17 protein-coding genes and 1 riboswitch are annotated in these 17,589 nt (G+C 72.5%); of the genes, 1 reads left to right on the top strand and 16 read right to left on the bottom strand.

Translation table 11 applies throughout. The annotated features are described in order from the left end of the window. Positions 1-62 precede the first annotated feature (62 nt). Positions 63-1,031, bottom strand: a complete 969-nt coding sequence (locus tag ABTY59_RS35575; RefSeq protein WP_352023283.1) for a M23 family metallopeptidase — start codon at positions 1,029-1,031, stop codon at positions 63-65. A 2-nt stretch (positions 1,032-1,033) separates the two neighbouring features. Further along, positions 1,034-1,201: riboswitch (cyclic di-AMP (ydaO/yuaA leader) on the bottom strand. Between the two features lie 373 nt (positions 1,202-1,574). Here ABTY59_RS35575 and ABTY59_RS35570 point away from each other — a divergent pair. Continuing rightward, a complete protein-coding gene (locus ABTY59_RS35570) occupies positions 1,575-2,396 on the top strand; it encodes a tyrosine-protein phosphatase (protein ID WP_352023282.1) in 822 nt (273 codons plus the stop codon). 16 nt (positions 2,397-2,412) lie between these two features. On the opposite strand, the gene ABTY59_RS35565 is transcribed toward ABTY59_RS35570, so the two are convergent. The 15 genes from ABTY59_RS35565 to ABTY59_RS35495 all read right to left on the bottom strand — a co-directional run bounded on the left by ABTY59_RS35565 (position 2,413) and on the right by ABTY59_RS35495 (position 17,586). Further along, the gene (locus ABTY59_RS35565; RefSeq protein ID WP_352023281.1) at positions 2,413-2,568 is read right to left on the bottom strand and encodes a DUF6126 family protein; all 156 of its coding nucleotides are present in this window, start codon (positions 2,566-2,568) and stop codon (positions 2,413-2,415) included. Between the two features lie 33 nt (positions 2,569-2,601). After that, positions 2,602-3,231 carry a helix-turn-helix domain-containing protein gene (locus ABTY59_RS35560; protein ID WP_352023280.1) on the bottom strand — a complete coding sequence of 210 codons (630 nt, stop codon included), beginning with the start codon at positions 3,229-3,231 and terminating at the stop codon, positions 2,602-2,604. A gap of 74 nt (positions 3,232-3,305) precedes the next feature. Then, on the bottom strand, positions 3,306-4,691 hold the full coding sequence (locus tag ABTY59_RS35555) for an aspartate aminotransferase family protein (RefSeq protein ID WP_352023279.1): 1,386 nt from the start codon (positions 4,689-4,691) through the stop codon (positions 3,306-3,308). Then, the gene (gene hpnH / locus ABTY59_RS35550; RefSeq protein WP_352023278.1) at positions 4,688-5,713 is read right to left on the bottom strand and encodes an adenosyl-hopene transferase HpnH; all 1,026 of its coding nucleotides are present in this window, start codon (positions 5,711-5,713) and stop codon (positions 4,688-4,690) included. Before hpnH ends, ABTY59_RS35555 begins: the two co-directional genes overlap by 4 nt. 7 nt (positions 5,714-5,720) lie before the next feature. Further along, positions 5,721-6,371, bottom strand: a complete 651-nt coding sequence (locus ABTY59_RS35545) for a phosphorylase family protein (protein ID WP_352023277.1) — start codon at positions 6,369-6,371, stop codon at positions 5,721-5,723. After that, positions 6,371-8,353, bottom strand: a complete 1,983-nt coding sequence (shc, locus tag ABTY59_RS35540) for a squalene--hopene cyclase (protein WP_352023276.1) — start codon at positions 8,351-8,353, stop codon at positions 6,371-6,373. The genes ABTY59_RS35545 and shc overlap by 1 nt, the downstream gene beginning before the upstream one ends. A 107-nt stretch (positions 8,354-8,460) precedes the next feature. Continuing rightward, positions 8,461-9,561 carry a polyprenyl synthetase family protein gene (locus ABTY59_RS35535; protein ID WP_352023275.1) on the bottom strand — a complete coding sequence of 367 codons (1,101 nt, stop codon included), beginning with the start codon at positions 9,559-9,561 and terminating at the stop codon, positions 8,461-8,463. Next, positions 9,558-10,886, bottom strand: coding sequence for a hydroxysqualene dehydroxylase HpnE (gene hpnE, locus ABTY59_RS35530; protein ID WP_352023286.1), 1,329 nt, complete (start codon positions 10,884-10,886; stop codon positions 9,558-9,560). The genes ABTY59_RS35535 and hpnE overlap by 4 nt, the downstream gene beginning before the upstream one ends. Before the next feature lie 355 nt (positions 10,887-11,241). Further along, positions 11,242-12,189 (bottom strand): presqualene diphosphate synthase HpnD, encoded by a 948-nt coding sequence (hpnD, locus tag ABTY59_RS35525; RefSeq protein WP_352023274.1) that lies wholly within the window; start codon positions 12,187-12,189, stop codon positions 11,242-11,244. Beyond that, positions 12,186-13,094 (bottom strand): squalene synthase HpnC, encoded by a 909-nt coding sequence (gene hpnC, locus ABTY59_RS35520; protein WP_352023273.1) that lies wholly within the window; start codon positions 13,092-13,094, stop codon positions 12,186-12,188. Before hpnC ends, hpnD begins: the two co-directional genes overlap by 4 nt. Positions 13,095-13,396: 302 nt before the next feature. Further along, on the bottom strand, positions 13,397-14,044 hold the full coding sequence (locus ABTY59_RS35515) for a TetR/AcrR family transcriptional regulator (RefSeq protein ID WP_352023272.1): 648 nt from the start codon (positions 14,042-14,044) through the stop codon (positions 13,397-13,399). 113 nt (positions 14,045-14,157) lie between these two features. Further along, complete coding sequence (locus ABTY59_RS35510; RefSeq protein ID WP_352023271.1) at positions 14,158-14,943, bottom strand: ABC transporter ATP-binding protein; 786 nt, start codon at positions 14,941-14,943, stop codon at positions 14,158-14,160. After that, positions 14,936-15,865 carry an ABC transporter permease gene (locus tag ABTY59_RS35505; RefSeq protein WP_352023270.1) on the bottom strand — a complete coding sequence of 310 codons (930 nt, stop codon included), beginning with the start codon at positions 15,863-15,865 and terminating at the stop codon, positions 14,936-14,938. The genes ABTY59_RS35510 and ABTY59_RS35505 overlap by 8 nt, the downstream gene beginning before the upstream one ends. Before the next feature lie 48 nt (positions 15,866-15,913). Then, complete coding sequence (locus ABTY59_RS35500) at positions 15,914-16,759, bottom strand: glycosyltransferase family 2 protein (protein WP_352023285.1); 846 nt, start codon at positions 16,757-16,759, stop codon at positions 15,914-15,916. Positions 16,760-16,806: 47 nt separating this feature from the next. Next, the gene (locus tag ABTY59_RS35495) at positions 16,807-17,586 is read right to left on the bottom strand and encodes a CDP-alcohol phosphatidyltransferase family protein (protein ID WP_352023269.1); all 780 of its coding nucleotides are present in this window, start codon (positions 17,584-17,586) and stop codon (positions 16,807-16,809) included. Positions 17,587-17,589 lie beyond the last annotated feature (3 nt).

Here is a 17,589-nt window from a genome sequence, read left to right as displayed (position 1 = left end):
CCCGCGCCACTCCCCGGGGGCCCCCCCCCGCCGGGCGCCCCCCCCCGGGTGCTGAAGCGGCGTCAGATGCTCACGCCGTGCTGGCGCAGAGCGGCCAGCGGGTCGATGTCGGAGCCGTACTCCGGGCCGGTACGCATCTCGAAGTGCAGGTGCGGGCCGGTGACGTTGCCGGTCGCGCCCGAGAGGCCGATCTGCTGGCCGCCGGTCACGGTCTCGCCGGCGGAGACGGAGATCGAGGACAGGTGGGCGTACTGCGAGAAGGTGCCGTCGGCGTGCTGGATGACGACCTGGTTGCCGTACGCGCCGCCGTCGCCGGCGGAGTAGACGGTGCCGGGGCCGACAGCGACGACGGTGGTGCCGGTGGAGGCGATGAAGTCGACGCCGGTGTGGTAGCCGGAGGACCACATGGAGCCCGAGGCGCGGTACGGGGTGCCGATGCCGCCGCTGACCGGGGCGACCCAGCCGGAGGAGGAGGTCGTGCCGGCCGAGGAGGAAGAGGAAGAGGAGGAGGACGCCGGGGCGGACGTGGCGGTGTCGGCGGCGGCCGGGGCGCGCTCGCTGCTCCGGGACGCGCGCGTGCTGTCGCCGTTCTTGCCGGAGCCCTGCGTGCTCTTGTGCGTGGCCTTCGGCGCGGCGGCCTTGGCGGTGCTCTTCGCGCCGAGGGTGAGCTTCATGCCGGGCAGGATGAGCGAGGGGTTCTCGCCGACGACCTGGCGGTTGTCCGCGTAGAGCTTGTGCCAGCCGCCCGCTATGTGGTGCTCGGCGGCGATCTTCGACAGGTAGTCGCCCCGGACGACGGAGTACGTCTTCGGGGCGGCCTTCGCGGTGGCGGGCGCGGCCTGGACGGCGGCGGCCCTCACCTGGGCGACGGCGTGGGCGGGAGCGGCGGCCGGGGCGGCCTGCTCGGCGGCGTGGGCGCCGGTGGCTCCGAGGAGCGGGAGGGCGACGACGGCGCCGCCGGTACCGGCGGCGGCGATGCCGCGGGTGAGGCGGCCGGACTTGACGCGACGGTGCTTACCCTTGGCGGGCATGGCGAATTCCTCTCCGGCGCCTACGAGGTGAGCTGTCGGGTTCGGACTGGAGATGTCCGGCCGCGTTCTCACGCGGCTTCACCCCGAGCCGTCCTTCTTCGAACTTCTTCGAAGGGATCGGCGTACTACCTGGGTCCCCCGCTCCTGCCTCGTTCGGGTGAGTGCGGATTCCGGTCGGTGGCAGGATTCGGCGGTCCGTCCGGAGTGAGCGCGACGCTAGACGAGTGGGGTCGGCGCGAACAAGCCACGGTTTTCGGGTGCTCCGGGATTCCCTGATATCCGCCTGGAATTCCGGTCACCCTCCGTGGATGACGGTCCCTCGATCCCCTTTTCCCGGGGGGTATTTGGAAAAGACGATCAGGCACGGTCCGTCACGGTTATGACGCTGCTCACGCGCGGATCCCCATCTCCCCTGCAACCGGGGCGGGTTATGCCGAACCCCTCAATACGGACAGATCACCCATTCCCGTCCGAGGGGGTGCGCACCACGGCCCGGGACCGAGATGATTGCCCCAGGAACCGATCTACAGAACAGGAGCAGCCGTGACGCAGCAGCTGCCGCAGGTCCCGCCCGCCGAAGCCGCCGAGCCCGAGCTGACGGAGGTCCGCAACTTCCGGGACGTGGGCGGCCTGCCGACGACGGACGGGCGCGCCGTCCGCTCCGGCCGCCTCTTCCGCAGCGGTCACCTCGCGCACGCGACGGAGGACGACGCCGCCTTCCTCGCCTCGCTCGGCCTGCACACGGTCTTCGACTTCCGGAACGAGTCCGACCGGCGCGTCGAGGGCGCGGACGTCGAGCTGCCCGGCGTGCGGAACGTGAACATACCCCTCAACGACCCGGCCGACGGCAAGGAGTTCTGGAAGCTGGTGCGCGACGGAGAGACCGCGCAGTTGCGGGAGATCCTCGGCGACGGCAAGGCGGCCGCGCGGATGGCCGACTCGTACCGGAAGATGATCGTCGAGCGGACCCCGGAGCACAGCCGGATCCTCCACTCGATGGCGGAGGAGAGCGTCCCGGCCCTGATGCACTGCGCGGCCGGGAAGGACCGGGCCGGGCTCGCCATCGCGATCACCCTGCTCGCGGTCGGCGTCGAGGTCGAGGCGATCGAGGCCGACTACGTGAAGTCGAACGACCCGCACCGCCGCTACAAGGTGCGCCGCAGCTCCACCTCCCCGGACGCGATGTCGCCCGAGGTGATGGAGCTGCTGAGCCCGCTCTTCGACGCGCGGGTGGAGTACCTGCGGGCCGCCTTCGAGACGATCGAGGCGACCTGGGGCTCGGTGGACACCTACCTCGCCGAGGGCCTCAAGCTGGCCCCGGAGACCCGCGAGCGGCTGCGGGAGCGCCTGCTCACCGAGGCGTAGCCCCCGGGGGCACCCCCTACTGGTTCTGGCCGCCCAGCGTGAAGAGCAGGTAGAGGAAGCCGGCGAAGAGGTGGCCTGCGACCAGATAGGCGAAGAGGCGGAGCACGAGCCCCTTGGGGAACTTGCCTTCACCGCGCTCCTCGCCGGTGACGGGTGCGGACTTCTCGGACATGTCGGTCCTTTCCTGAAGAATCGTCACGGAACATCAGCGCCGGTGCGGGGTCCCGTCGCCGAGGCACAGCTCGGCGACGGGGCTCTGCATCAGAGTGTGGACGAAGAGCAGCTCGGCCCCGCCCGGGGTGGCCGCTCCGATCCGGTGCGGGGTCAGCGAGTCGAAGTGCGCGCTGTCCCCGGGGTCGAGGACGTGGACGGCCTCGCCGAGCGCGAGCCGCACCCGCCCCTCCAGGACGTGGATCCACTCCTCGCCGGGATGGACGCGCACGATGTCCGCCCGGGTGGCGTAGGGCACGTGGACCCGCAGGCACTGGAGGGCCCGGCCGGCGCCCCCCGCCTGGCGGTAGATCCAGCCGTCGGCCTCGACCGGCTCGGAGCGGCCCGCCCGCACGACCGGGTCGCGCTCGGGCGGCGCCTCCCCCAGGAGCTCGGAGACCGTCGTACCGTAGATACGGGACAGGGCGAGCAGCATCGGGAGCGAGGGCTGCCGGTTCCCGGTCTCCAGGCGCGAGAGGTGGGCCGGCGAGAGGCCGGCCCGCTGGGCGGCGGCCTCCAGGGTGAGTCCCCGGCGGCGGCGCAGGGCGCGCAGCTGCGGGGCGACGTCGGGCAGGACGCCGGGAGCGGCGGGGTCCGGGGAGGTCTCCCCGGGGACGTGGTCCATGGGTCCATTCCGCCAGGATCGTGCCTCTGAGGCAAGTTTCTTGCCTCAGAGGCAAAACCCTCGTCGAGATCCGGTCAGCGCTGCGCGACCGCCTGTCTGACCAGCGTCTTCCCGAAGTCCCACATCAGCCCGCCACCACCGTGGGCGTCGTCCATGACCGCGGTGAAGGCGGTGACGAACCGGTCCACGTCCGCCTCGTCGATGACCAGCGGCGGGATCAGCTTGATCACCTCCAGGTGGTCCCCGGAGACCTGGGTGAGGATCCTGTGCCGCTGGAGCAGCGGGACGACCACCATCTGGGCGAAGAGGCCCTTGCGGGCCGCCTGGAGCATCGTCCAGCGCCCGCGCAGCCCCAGCGAGGACGGCCGTCCGAACTCGATCCCGATCATCAGGCCGCGCCCGCGGATCTCGTGCAGCAGCTCGTACCGGGGCACCAGCTCCCTCAGCCGGCCCGCGAGCAGGTCGCCGATCCGCCGGGCGTGGGCGACGGTGCCCTCGTCCTCCATGACCGCGAGGACGGCGAGCCCGGCGGCCATGGCCTGCGCGTTCGATCCGAAGCTCGCCGAGTGGACCAGGACCCGGTCCATCGACGAGTACACCTTCTTGAAGATCCAGTCCTTGCCGAGGGTGGCCCCGACCGGCACGTAGCCGCCGGAGAGCGCCTTGGCGACGCAGACCAGGTCCGGCTCGACGCCCTCTTCGTGCTGGTAGGCGTAGAAGTCCCCGGTCCTGCCGAGGCCGGTCTGCACCTCGTCCGCGATGAGCAGCGCCCCGTGCCGGTGCAGCAGCTCCTGGGCGCCCCGGAGGAACCCGGGGGGCGCCTCGTGGACGCCCTTGCCCTGGATGGGCTCGACGACGAAGGCGGCCACGTCGCCCGCGCGCAGCTCCCGCTCCAGGGCGCCGAGGTCGCCCAGCGGGATCGCGGTGTCCGGCAGGAGCGGCTCGAAGCCCTCACGGAAGCCCTGCTCGCCGTTGACGGAGAGGGAGCCTGTGGTGAGCCCGTGGAAGGCGTGGGAGCAGTAGAGGACCCTCGGCCGCCCGGTGGCGTACCGGGCGAACTTGAGGGCGGTCTCCACGGCCTCGGTGCCGCTGTTGCCGAAGAAGACCCGGTCGAGGTGCGGGCTGTGGGCGAGCAGCCGCTCGGCGAGGAGTCCGGGCAGCGGCGGGCAGTCGAAGCGGGTGAGGTCGGCGAGCTGGGCGTCCAGGACGTCGTGCAGGGCCTTGCGGACGACGGGGTGGTGCCGTCCGAGGCCCATCACGCCGAAGCCGGCGAGCATGTCGAGGTGGTCGACGCCGTCGGCGTCCCAGAAGTGGGCGCCCTCGGCCCGCTCGTAGACCTTGTCGAAGCCGATGGTGTGCAGCATGCGGGGCAGCTGGTGGTTGAGGTACCTGGCGTGCAGCTCGTACCGCTCCGCGCCGCGCTCGGAGAGCAGCGCCCGCAGGTCGAACCCGCCGGTCATGACGTGGTGTTCCCGGAGACCGTCTCCCGCATCGCGCGCAGCGACTCCTTGAGGGAGCCCATGGTGGCGAGGACGGCTGTGGGCTCGTAGCCGCAGTGCGCCATGCAGTTGGCGCAGCGGGGGTCCTTGCCGCGGCCGTACTTGTCCCAGTCGGTCTCCTCGACGAGTTCGCGGTACGTGGGGACGTATCCGTCGCTCATCAGATAGCAGGGGCGCTGCCAGCCGAAGAGCGAGTAGTTCGGAATGGCCCAGGCGGTGCAGGGGAAGTCCGCCTTTCCTTCCAGGAAGTCCAGGAAGAGCGGCGAGTGGTTGAGGCGCCAGCGGCGGCGGTTCCCGCCGGCGAAGGCCTTCTTGAAGAGTTCGCGGGTCTGCTCGACGCCGAGGAAGTGCTCCTGGTCGGGGGCCTTCTCGTAGGCGTACGCGGGCGAGATCATCATTTCGTCGACCTGGAGGTCGTCGTTGAGGAAATTGAGCACCTCGATGATCGTCTGCGGGGTGTCGGTGTTGAAGAAGGTCGAATTCGTGGTGACCCGGAAGCCCCGCCGCTTCGCCTCCTTGATGGCCGCCACCGCCTCGTCGAACACGCCCTCCTTGGCGACGGACTCGTCGTGGCGCTCGCGCAGGCCGTCGATGTGGACGGCGAACGCGAAGTACGGCGACGGGGTGAACTTCTCCAGCTTCTTGCGCAGCAGCATCGCGTTGGTGCAGAGGAAGACGTACTTCCTCCGGGCCACCAACTGGCGCACGATCTCGTCGATCTGAGGGTGCATCAGGGGCTCGCCGCCGGCGATGGACACCATGGGGGCGCCGGACTCCAGGACGGCGCCGACCGCCTGGGCGACCGGCATGCGCTGCTTGAGGACACCCGCCGGGTGCTGGATCTTGCCGCAGCCCTCGCACTTGAGGTTGCAGGCGTAGAGCGGCTCCAGCTCGACGATCAGCGGGAACTTGTCCCGCTTGCGGAGCTTCTGTTCGAAGAGGTAGGTCCCGACGCGGATGGACTGACGGAGCGGCATGGCCATAACTCGTTCACCTCCTGGGGAGCAGCGAAGAACGGTGCCATTCGAGAAATGCGGGAAGGACGGCACGAAGAACACGGAAGGCTGATATTCCCCCGCGTACCGTGCCGATCCGCACCAGTTCATGTTCCGGAGCGTCCACGACCACCCGGACGGCCGCAACCGGGCGGGGTCCGAGGGACGTCGCGGTACGGAGCGTGGCGGCGGACTCCATGTCGACGGCGATCGCGCCGCCGGTCCGCAGGGCGGCCCGCTCGGGGCCGCGCACCACGTGGTCGGAGCCGATCAGCGGCCCGGTGTGGACGGCACGCCCGGGCACCGCCCGCTCCAGGGCCTTCACCAGGAGCTCGGTCCCGGTGCACGGGGTCGTGCCGTCGGCGGCCCGGGTCTCGTCCGCGACGATCAGGTCCCCGGGATGCATGCCGGGGGCGAGGCCCGCGCAGAAGCCGGAGGCGATGACCGCGGCGTCCCGCCACCCCTCCTCGCCGAGGACCCGCGACACGGCCCGCCGGGCCTTCTCGGGCCCCATGCCGGTGCGGAGCACGGTCACCGGCCCCGGTGCGCCGTCCAGGTCCCCGCGGCGCAGGGCGAACCGCTCGATGCCGAGCGCGCAGGCGATCAGCAGCGGCGGGGCGGCGCCCGGACCGGGTGCGAGGTCCATCAGTCCTCCTTGCGCGGCGCGGGGTCCCCGTACACGTAGCGTCCGAGCGCCGTGAGCGGGAACACCTGCCGGTACAGGTGGTAGTTGATGGAGAAGTCCCAGGGGAACCCGGTGCCGGTGAACTGGGGCTCGTCCCAGGAGCCGTCCTCCCGCTGGGTCGCGGTCAGCCAGGCGACGCCCCGCCGGACGGGCCCGGAGTCGCGCTCCCCCGCGGCGAGGAGGGAGATCAGCGCCCAGGCCGTCTGGGAGGCGGTGGAGGCGCCCCGCCCGACCCATCGCTTCTCGCGGTACGAGCGGAGGTCCTCGCCCCAGCCGCCGTCCTCGTTCTGCACCGAGCCCAGCCAGTCGACGGCCCGGCGGATCGCCGGGTGGGAGCCGGGCAGCCCGGCGGCGGCGAGCGCGGGGAGCACCGAGCCCGTGCCGTACAGGTGGTTGACGCCCCAGCGGCCGAACCAGGCGCCGTGCGGCTCCTGTTCGGCGAGGAGCCACTCGATGCCGCGGCGGGCGCGCGGGTCGTCGGCCATCCCCTCGTACCCCATCATCTCCACCACGTGGGCGGTGACGTCGGCGGAGGGCGGGTCGACCACCTCGCCGAAGTCGCAGAACGGCAGCCGGTTGGGGAACGGGCTGGTGTTGTCGGCGTCGAACGCGCCCCAGGCGCCGTTCCTCGACTGCATGCCGAGGGTCCAGCGGGCGCCCCGGGCGACGGCCGCCTCCACGCGCTCGGGGTCGGGGTGACGCACCCGGCGCAGGGCGAGCAGCACCTCGGCGGTGTCGTCGATGTCGGGGTAGTTGTCGTTGTGGAACTCGAACGCCCAGCCGCCCGGCGGGAGTCCGGGCCGTCGCACGGCCCAGTCCCCGGTGCGGGTGATCTCCTCGTCGAGCATCCAGTCCACGGCCTTGACCAGCGCCGGGTGGTCGGGGCTCAGCCCGGCGTCGGCGAGCGCGATGGTGGCGAGGCAGGTGTCCCAGACCGGCGACTGGCAGGCCTCGATCATCCGCGAGCCGTCCTCGCGCCAGATCGCGAACCGGTCGAGGGACTCCAGGCCCGCGCGCATGACCGGGTGCTGGAGGTCGTAGCCGAGGAGGTGGAGGGCGATGACCGAGTAGACGGCGGGGGGCTGGATGCCGCCCCAGCAGCCGTCGTTCTCCTGGCGCTCGACGATCCACCGGGCGGCGATGTTCATGGCCGTCCGGCGCAGCCCGCGCGGAGCGAGACGGTGGTAGACGTGCAGGGCCTTGTCGAGCCGCTGGAAGATCCCGTCCCAGCCGGTGGCCGGGGCGAGCGGCCGGGGCGGGTTCGGGCGCGCCGGGTCGGTGTGCAGCTCGTCCAGCGGGAAGGGCGCGGGCCGGACCGGGCGCTTCGCGGAGACCACGGTGAGCGGCACGATCGTCTGCCGGGCCCAGCAGCCGAAGTCGTAGATGTTGAGCGGGAACCACTTCGGCAGGAACAGCAGCTCGGGCGGCAGCTCGGGCAGGTCCTCCCAGCGCCACCAGCCGAAGAGGGCCAGCCAGATCCGGGTGAAGACCCGGGCGGCGGCGATCCCGCCGCGGGCGCGGACCCAGGCGGAGGCGCGGGCCATGTGCGGGGCATCGGGCGGGTCTCCCGCGAGGCGCAGGGCCACATAGGCCTCGACGGTGGCGGAGAGCTCGCCGGGCCCGCCGTAGAAGGTGGCCCAGGCCCCGTCCTCGCGCTGCTCGCGGCGGATGTGGAGGGCGGCGGCGCGGGTGGTGTCGGCGTCGAGGATGCCCAGGAACTGGCGGAGGAGCAGGTCCTCGGCGTCCATGGTGACGTTGGTCTCCAGGTCGCCCTTCCACCAGCCGGCCGCGTCCTGCCGGGCGAGCAGGTGCTCGGCGGCCCGGCGGGCGGCCCGCTCGGCGCGCTCGTCGAGCTCCTCCGGGGCGGTGGTGTCGTGCGTCGTGCTGGCCGAGGCCGCTCGGGGGCCCACGGCCCCGGCGCTTCCGTCGGTCGTCGCTGTCATGGCTTCCCCTTTGCGCAGTCGGTTCCTTCTGCTTCTACGGGTCTGCCGTCGGCCGGCGCCGGAGGGCGCCGGCCGGCGACCGCGAACTCATATCAGGGTGATGGTGATCATCTCTTCCGTACGACCACGAAGTCGGCCAGCGCGACGAGCTGGTCCCGCACGCGGGCGGGCATGTCCACCTCGTCCAGGGCCGCGATGGCGATCGCGTGCTGGCGGCGGGCCTCCTGGGAGGTCCACTCGCGTCCTCCGGCCTCCTCGATGAGGGCCGCGCGGGTGGCGAACTCCTCCTCGGAGAAGGTGTCGAAGTCGTTGGACTTGGCGTCCGCGGCGAGCAGCTCGCCGAGCCGCTCGGACGCCGGGCCGCCCGCGGCGAGGGCGGCGACGACCGGGAGGGACTTCTTGCGCTGGCGCAGGTCGCTCCAGGTCTGCTTGCCGGTGGCCACCGGGTCGCCCCAGATTCCGAGGAGGTCGTCCACGGCCTGGAAGGCGAGCCCGAGGTGGTAGCCGTACTCCTCCAGCTTGTCGGCGGTGCGGTCGTCGGCCCCGCCGAGGACGGCGCCGATGGAGACGGCGCAGGCGAGCAGGGCACCCGTCTTGTTGCCCTCCATCTCCAGGCACTCCTCGACGGTGACCCGCTCGCGGTGCTCGTAGGAGATGTCCTGGGCCTGCCCGTCGATGAGCTTGCGGCTGGCCGTGGTCAGCCGGCGCGTGGCGCGGCCGGCCTCGACGGTGCCGAGTTCGAGCAGGATCTCGTTGGCGAGGGCGAAGAGGGCGTCGCCGACGAGGATCGCCTGCGCGGGACCGTGCACCTTCCACACCGTGTCGCGGTGGCGGCGCTGCTCGTCGCCGTCCATCAGGTCGTCGTGGAGCAGCGAGAAGTTGTGCACGAGTTCCACGGCGACGGCACCAGGGACGCCGACCTCGGGCGCGGCGCCCGCGGCCTCGGCCGACAGCAGGGCGAGCGCCGGGCGGACGGCCTTGCCGCCGTCGCCGTCGGCGGGGTTGCCCTGGGCGTCGATCCACCCGAAGTGGTAGGCGGCCACGGTGTCCATGGGCGGCGCGAGGCGGTCGACGGCCGCCCGCAGCACGGGGGTGGACAGGGTCCGCCCCCGTTCCAGCAGTGCGGACACGTCCGCGGTGTCGACGGCCGGATGTTCCGGCTGCACTGTCGGCACGGTCTCTCCTCTTGTTCCGGTACTCACACTCATACCGCCTCCTGCAGCGGGTGGTCGTGGCGGCGGCCGAGGGCGGAGAGCGCGGCGCCCGCGGCGCTGAAACCACTGCGGACGGCACCCTCCATGGTCGCGGGCCAGCCGGTGGCGGTCCAGGCCCCGGCCAGATACAGCCCCGGGGCCCCGGTGCGGGCGCCGGGCCTGAGCCGGCCGACGCCCGGGGTGGGGGCGAACGTGGCCGTCCGCTCCCTGGTGACGAAGAAGTCGCGGATCCCGGCGCCGCGGGCGGCGGGCAGGAGCCGTTCCAGCTCGGGGAGGTACTTCGCGCGCAGGGCGGCGACGGGCTCGTCGATCTCGTCCTGGGCGGCGGACTGGGACACGGCCAGGTACTGGCCGCCGCCGGTGAGTCCGGAGGAGTCGGTGCGGTCGAAGACCCACTGCACCGGGGAGCCGAGCGCGGTGAAGAACGGCCGCTTCAGCACCTTGCGGTCGTAGACGACGTGCAGGTTGAGGATGGGCGCGGTGGCGATGTCGAGGAGCCGGTCGGGGTCGTCGAGGGCGCCTTCGGGCAGCAGGCCGTGGGTCTCGTGCTGCGGTACGGCGAGGACGACCGCGTCGGCCTCGATCCGCTCCCCCGGTACGTCGACGGCCCAGCGACCGTCGTCGGTACGGGAGATCCGCTCGGCCTTGGTGCGGAGCAGGGTGCGGACGCCGAGGGCGTCGAGCTCCTTCGCGGGCCGGGTGTCGTGCAGCTCGCCGAGCGGGACGTGCGCCCAGCCGATGTCGGCGGCGCCGGGCTCGGAGAGCAGGCCGGTCTTGAAGACCATCGCGGCGAGCCCCATGGAGGCCTGCGGGGCGGGGGCGTTGAGGGTGGGGATGCCGACGAGGTCCCACAGGGCCTCGACGGCCCGCGGGGACTGTCCGTGCCGGCCGAGCCAGGTGGCGAAGTCGATGCCGTCGAGCGCGGGGTCCGCGGGGTCGAGCTTCTTCAGGGCGAGCGCGGCGCGGCCGACGGAGGCGCGTTCGGCGAGGGAGAGGTGCGGGTAGGTGGCGAGGCTGCGCGCGAGGTGCAGCGGGACGGGCAGGTCGTCGCGGCGGATCCGGCCGAGCCGGGGGCCGCGGGGGTGTGCCACGTCGAGGACGGGGACGTCGAGGCGGTCCTGGAGGGGGGCGAGCCGGGCGGCGTCGACGCGGTCGAGGAACCAGCGGTAGGCGGTGCAGCAGCGCAGGTAGACGTGCTGGCCGTTGTCGACGGTCAGGTCGCCGCGGCGGAAGGAGAAGGCGAGGCCGCCGAGCCGGGGCCGTCCTTCGAGGAGGGTGACGTGGACGCCGCTCTCACCGAGCTGGAGCGCGGCGGTGATCCCGGCGAGCCCCCCGCCGACGACGACGGCACGGGGCCGCGAGCCCCCGCCCGCACCGGAGCCCGCGACGGTGCGGGAGTCCGCGCCGGAGCGGGAGTCCGCGTCCGCGCCGGTGCCGGAGGCCGCGCCCGCGCCGGACGCCGACCCGGTGCCGAACGCCGACCCGGTGCCGAACGCCGACCCGGTGCCGGACGCCGACCCGGTGCCGGGTGTGCCCGGCGGAGTGTTCCGATCGGTTGCTTCGTGGGTCACGCGGCCTCCGTTCGGGTCGGCGCGGTCGGATTGCGGGGTGCCTCGGGCAGGGACGCCGGAGCGGCGTCCCGGGTTGCCCGGCGGCTCAGGGCGCGGGGGCGCATCAGGCGCGCCCCCTCGTGCGGCGGGCGATGTGGCGGGTGTCGAGGCCGGAGAGCCCGCGCACCGCCACGTACGCCTTCTCCCGGCCCGGCAGCGAGACGCGGCCGCGGAGCACGGCCTCGGGGTCACGCTCGATCCGGTCGAGGAGGCGCCGGTAGATGCCGGCCATGGCGGCGACACAGGCGCCGCTGCGCCGGTCGAGCATGGGGAGGAGCCGGTAGCCCTCGGCGAACAGGGCGCGGGCGCGCCGCACTTCGAAGTGGACGAGTCCGGCGAAGTCCGCGCCGGGGGCGGGCGTGGCGCTGCCGAAGCCGTCCGAGCAGCCGAACTTGGCGAGGTCGTCGGCGGGGAGGTAGGTGCGGCCGTTCCCGGCGTCCTCGCGTACGTCCCTGAGGATGTTGGTGAGTTGCAGCGCGAGCCCCAGGGTGTCGGCGTACTCGGGTGCGCGGTCGGCGCCGTGGGCGCCGGGCTGCGTGCCGAAGACGCCGAGCGAGAGCCTGCCGATCGCGCCGGCGACGCAGCGGCAGTAGACCTTGAGGTCGTCCCAGGTCTCGTAGCTGGCGCCGCGCACGTCCATGAGGACGCCGTCGATGAGCTCGTCGAGGCCGTCGAGCGGGATCGGGAAGCGGCGCGCGGAGTCGGCGAGGGCGACGGCGACGGGGTCGGTGTCGTCCTCCTCGACCAGGCCCTTGCGGATGCGGTCGAGGACGTCACGGGTGGCTTCGAGCCGTTCCCGCTTCTCCCCGGGCGCGAGCGTGCCGTCGCCGATGTCGTCGACGCGCCGCGAGAAGGCGTAGAGCGCGGACATCGCGTGCCGCTTCTCGGCCGGGAGCAGGCGGATCCCGTAGGCGAAGTTGCGGGCCTGCTGTCCGGTGACCGCCTCGCAGTAGCTGTAGGCGGCCTGGACCGGTGCGGACGGCTGGTGCTGTGCCTCCACGGTCGCGCTCACCCCTCTTTCCGCGCCCGGAGCAGTACCGCTCCCGCCTGGCGCATCAGGCTCGGCTTGGTGGACTTCGGTGGGCCGGCCAGCACGTCGTACCCGGCGTCGGTGACGGCGTCGAGTGCCGCGAGCCCTCCGGCGGTGAAGCCGGCGAGGAGGAGGCGGAGCCGCCCGCGGACGCTGCCGACGAGCGGCGTGCCCGCGTGCAGGAGGGCGCGGGCCCGCTCGGCCTCGAAGGCGATCAGGGCGCGCACGGAGGCGCCGGCGGTGGGCGCGGCGAGGTCCCGCTCGGTGACCCGGAAGCGGTCGAGGTCCTCGGCCGGGAGGTAGATCCGGTCGCGGGCGAGGTCCTCGGCGACGTCCTGGAGGTGCTCGACGATCTGGAGGGCGGTGCAGATCTCGTCGGAGCGGCGGATCCGCTCGGGGGTGGCGGTGCGGGTGATCCCGAGGACGAGCCGGCCGACGGTGTTGGCGGAGAGCTCGCAGTACGCGAGGAGGTCGTCGTACGTCTCGTAGCGGCGGACCAGCTGGTCCTGCCGGTTGGCCGCGATGAGGCCGAGGAAGGGGGCCGGGGTGAGCCCGCAGCGGTCGACGGTGGGCTGGAGCGCGCGCAGCAGCGGATGGCGGGGGGTGGAGTCGAAGACCCGGTGGAGGTCGGCCTCGAAGGCGTCGAGGAGGGCGAGCCGGTCCTCCGCGGCCGCGGGGTCGACGCCGAGGTGGCGGGCGTCGGCGCCGCCGGGGGCGAGGTCGCCGTCGCCGATGTCGTCGACGAGCCGGGCGAAGCCGTAGACGGCCATGAGGTCGTCGCGCCAGGCGCGGGGCAGGAAGAAGGGGGCCACGGGGAAGTTCTCGTCCGCGGCCTTGCCGAGTGTGGCACGCGAGGAGGCGTCGGTGCGCGCCTGGGTCTCCGTCACTGGGCGCTTCCCGACGGAGGGACGGCGACACCCTCGTGGAGCTGGAGATTCTGCGTCATGGCCGTCACGTCTCCCGTTCTACACTGCCGATCCAATCCATCCTATTTCGGACACGCCGCCGAGCCCCTGCCCGTAGGGCCGCCGACCGGGGCCCGATGGCCGCGGGGTATCGCCCTACTTGCCGCGAAACAGACCGGTCCAGCTTACGTTGTACGACGACCTTCGCCATTCCGGGGTGCCGGGCGTCGCGCACCCGGTCCGTACGGGCGGTCAACTCTCCCGTACGACAGGGGAGTTCGGATTCAGCCGGCGCCCGAACCGGAGACGACCATGGCGAGGGTCGCCTCGACGGCGACGCTCCTGCCCTGGGCGGAGAGGCGACGCAGCGGGCCGTCGACCAGGAGGAGTGACAGTCCGTGCACGGCCGACCACGCGGCGGCGCCGGTGGCGGGGCGGGTGCCCGGCCGTGCGCCGCCGAGCGCGGCGAGCGCTTCGAGCGCCTCCCGGAGCAGGGTGAACGCGCGGATCTCGGGCTCGGCGGCCGGCCGGTCCGGCTCGGGGCAGCTGGCCGGGGCGGGGCGGGGGACGCAGAACGCGGCCCGGTAGAGGCCGGGCTTCTCGACGGCGAAGCCGACGTAGCCCCGGCAGAGGGCGGTGACGCGGCGCTCGGCAGCGAGGGCGGGGTCGTCGGCGCCGGGCTCGCGGGCGGCGGTCCGCTCCATGGACGCGGCCAGCTCCCGCCGGGCGTGCGCCTTGACGGTGCGGAGGAGTTCGCCGCGTCCGTCGAAGTGCCGGTAGGCGGCGGTGGGCGAGACGCCGACCCGGCGGGCCGCCTCGCGCAGGACGACCCGCTCGGGGCCCCCTTCGGTGGCGAGGTCGACGGCCGCGCAGATCAACGCGTTGCGCAGATCGCCGTGGTGGTAGGTCTTTCCCGCCGAGCTCGCTGCCATGGGCTCATCCTGCCCGAAGTTAACCGCATGAACATCCAGGGTGGGGGGTGCGACGCGCGGAAAACGGAAGAACCCCTACCGGATGAAATCCGGCAGGGGTTCCTCCCTCGGGCTCAGCGCGCGGTCTCGCGCTCGTACGCCTTGAGGACCTCGTCCGTGGGGCCGTCCATCAGGAGCTGCCCCTTCTCCAGCCAGAGCACCCGGTCGCAGGTGTCCCGGATGGACTTGTTGCTGTGGCTCACCAGGAAGACCGTGCCGGCCTCCTTGCGCAGCTCGCGGATCCGCTCCTCGGAGCGGATCTGGAACTTGCGGTCACCGGTCGCCAGCGCCTCGTCGATGAGGAGGACGTCGTGGTTCTTGGCGGCCGCGATGGCGAAGCGGAGCCGGGCGCCCATGCCGGAGGAGTACGTCCGCATGGGCAGGCTGATGAAGTCGCCCTTCTCGTTGATGCCGGAGAAGTCGACGATGTCCTCGTAGCGGGAGCGCACCTCCTCGCGGCTCATGCCCATGGCGAGGCCGCCCAGGATCACGTTGCGCTCGCCGGTGAGGTCGTTCATGAGGGCCGCGTTGACGCCCAGGAGCGAGGGCTGCCCGTCGGTGAAGACGCTGCCGCTCTCGGTGGGGAGCAGACCGGCGATGGCGCGCAGCAGCGTGGACTTGCCGGAGCCGTTGGAGCCGATGAGGCCGATGGCCTCGCCCCGGTAGGCGGTGAAGGTCACGCCGCGGACCGCGTGGACCTTGCGGACGCCCCGGGTGACCTCGGCCTTGCCGCGCCCGACGATGCGGCTGAGCGCCGCCGTGGCGCTGCCCTTGCCGCCGCCCCCGGTGTTGACCCGGTAGACGATGTGGACGTCGTCGCAGATGACGGTGGGGACGCCGCCCTGGTTCGTGTCAGCCACGTCCGTACCTCTCCTCGGCCTTCCAGAAGTAGACGAAACCGCCGATGCCGAAGAGCAGGGCCCAGGCGAGCGCGGTGATCCAGACGTGGTCCGGCAGGTTCTGCGCGCTGTAGCCCTCGATGAGGGCGTAGCGCATCAGGTCCATGTAGACGGCGGCCGGGTTGTACATGAGGATGTCCGCGATCCACGCCGGCTTGTCGGCGAGCATCGTCTGGATCGAGAACATCACGCCCGACGCGTACATCCAGGTGCGCATGATGAACGGCATCAGCTGGGCGAGGTCCGGCGTCTTGGCGCCCATCCTGGCCACGATCATGGCGAGGCCCGTGTTGAACACGAACTGCAGGACCAGCGCCGGGATCACGAGCAGCCAGCGGAGCGAGGGGTAGCTGCCGAAGAAGACCGCGACCGCCACGAGCACGATCATCGAGTACAGCAGCTGCTGGAGCTGCTGGAGCGAGAAGGAGATCGGGAGGGTGGCGCGCGGGAAGTGCAGGGCCCGGACGAGTCCGAGGTTCCCCGAGATCGCCCGGACGCCCGCCATGACCGAGCTCTGGGTGAAGGTGAACACGAAGATGCCCGTGACCAGGAAGGGGATGTAGACCCCCTTGGACATGCCCCGGCCGGCGTCCAGGATGAGGCCGAAGATCAGGTAGTAGACCAGGGCGTTCAGCAGGGGCGTCGCCACCTGCCACACCTGGCCGAGCTTCGCCTGGCTGTACTGGGCGGTGAGCTTCGCGGAGGAGAAGGCCAGGATGAAGTGGCGGCGGCTCCACAGCTCACGGACGTACTCGGCGAGACCGGGCCGGGCACCGCTGACCGAGAGGCCGTACTTCGCGGCCAGCGCGGCCGAGGACAGGCCCTCGTCGACGGACGGAGGCGCGCTCGTCGCGACCGCCCCGCCCTGGTGTGTGTCACTCACAGTCGAAACTTTCGTGTTCAAGATGCGCGGCACGTCGGTACCACGATGTCAGACGACCGGGGGGCGTCCCAGCCGGGTCAGCCGCCACACCGTACGCCACCTCATGGGGCGGCGCGGTCCGCAGGGGGTCGTCCAGCCGGCGCGGAAACCGCCGAGCCACGCCTTCAGCGCGGAGGGCGAGGGCCGCCGGGCCAGGGTGAGCAGGAGCCAGACGCCGAGATAGACCGGCACCAGGGGCGCGGGCAGATTGCGACGTGCCAGCCACACTCGGTTGCGGGCCACGTTGAAGTGGTACGAGGCGTGCCGGGACGGGGCTGTGGTGGGGTGCAGCAGCACCATGTCGGAACGGTAGTCGATCATCCAGTCGGCGTCGAGCGCGCGCCAGGCGAGGTCGGTCTCCTCGTGCGCGTAGAAGAACTCGTCGGGCAGACCGCCCACTTCGGCCAGGACCTTGGTGCGGACGGCGTTGGCGCCACCGAGGAAGGTGGTGACCCGCGAGGAGCGCATCGGGTCGGCCGAGCGGAGCCGCGGCACGTGCCGGCGCTGGGTGGCCCCGGTCTCCGGATCGGCGATCCGGAAGCTGATGATGCCGAGGCGCGGATCGGCGGTGAAGGCCTGCCGGACCAGCTCGGCGGTGTCCGTGTGGGCGAGCAGTCCGTCGTCGTCGAGGAAGAGCAGCACGTCGACGTCGGTGCCGCCGGGGCCGAAGGCCTCGATGCCGACGTTCCGGCCGCCGGGGATGCCGAGGTTCTCGGGCAGGTCGACGGTGCGGACCCAGTCGGGCACCCCGGTGACCGGGGTGCCCTGACCGACGACGACGACCTCGACCGGGTCGCCCTCCTGCTTCGCGATCGAGTCGATGAGCGCGCGCAGGTCGTCGGGGCGGTCGCCCATCGTGATGACGACGGCTCCCACCTTGAGCGGCGTACTCACGGCCGGCCTCACTTCAGCCTGCTGGAGACCATGATCGACACCAGGTGGAGCACGGTCTGGAGCAGCGCGATGCCGGCGAGGACGGCGACACCGAGCCGGGTGAAGAAGAGGTCCCCCCTGATCTGGTCCGCGATCGCCAGGACCACGATGAGCAGCGAGGCCTCGATGCCGAGCACGAGCCGGTGGAACTTGAGCGCGCCGGCGGCCCGGCGGGCCAGCGCCATGCCGGAGGAGCGCGGCTCGGACGCCGCCTCCTTGACCGGCGGCAGACCGCCCTGGTGGCGGGCGACGCCGACGAGGTCGGTCTCGGCCTTGATCAGGATGGCGCCGAGCGCGGCGAGCGTGCCCAGGAAGGCCCACAGCCAGTCGATCCGGCCCGAGCCCCACAGGTCGGCGGCGCGCAGGCCGAAGCCGACGAGGACGGCCGCGTCGCAGAGGTAGGCGCCGACCCGGTCCAGGTAGACCCCGGCCAGCGAGTACTGCTTCTTCCAGCGGGCCACCTCGCCGTCGACACAGTCGAGCAGCAGGTAGAGCTGGACCATGAGCGCGCCGAGCAGCGCCCCGGGGATCCCGGGCACCAGCAGCGCCGGTGCGGCGAGGACGCCCGCGAGCGTCATGACGTACGTGAGCTGGTTCGGCGTCACCTTGGTGCCGACGAGCTGCCGGGTGATCCTGAGCGAGATCTCCCGCATGTAGAGGCGGCCGCCCCAGTGCTCACCGCTCCGCCGGTCCTTCACACCCGGGGGGTGGACGACCGGGCGGAGCTCCGCCACCGAAGGCTTCCGCACGGG

The organism is Streptomyces sp. NPDC096079 (assembly GCF_040303145.1).
Taxonomy (GTDB): domain Bacteria; phylum Actinomycetota; class Actinomycetes; order Streptomycetales; family Streptomycetaceae; genus Streptomyces.
This window is presented reverse-complemented; position numbering and strand designations above follow the sequence as displayed.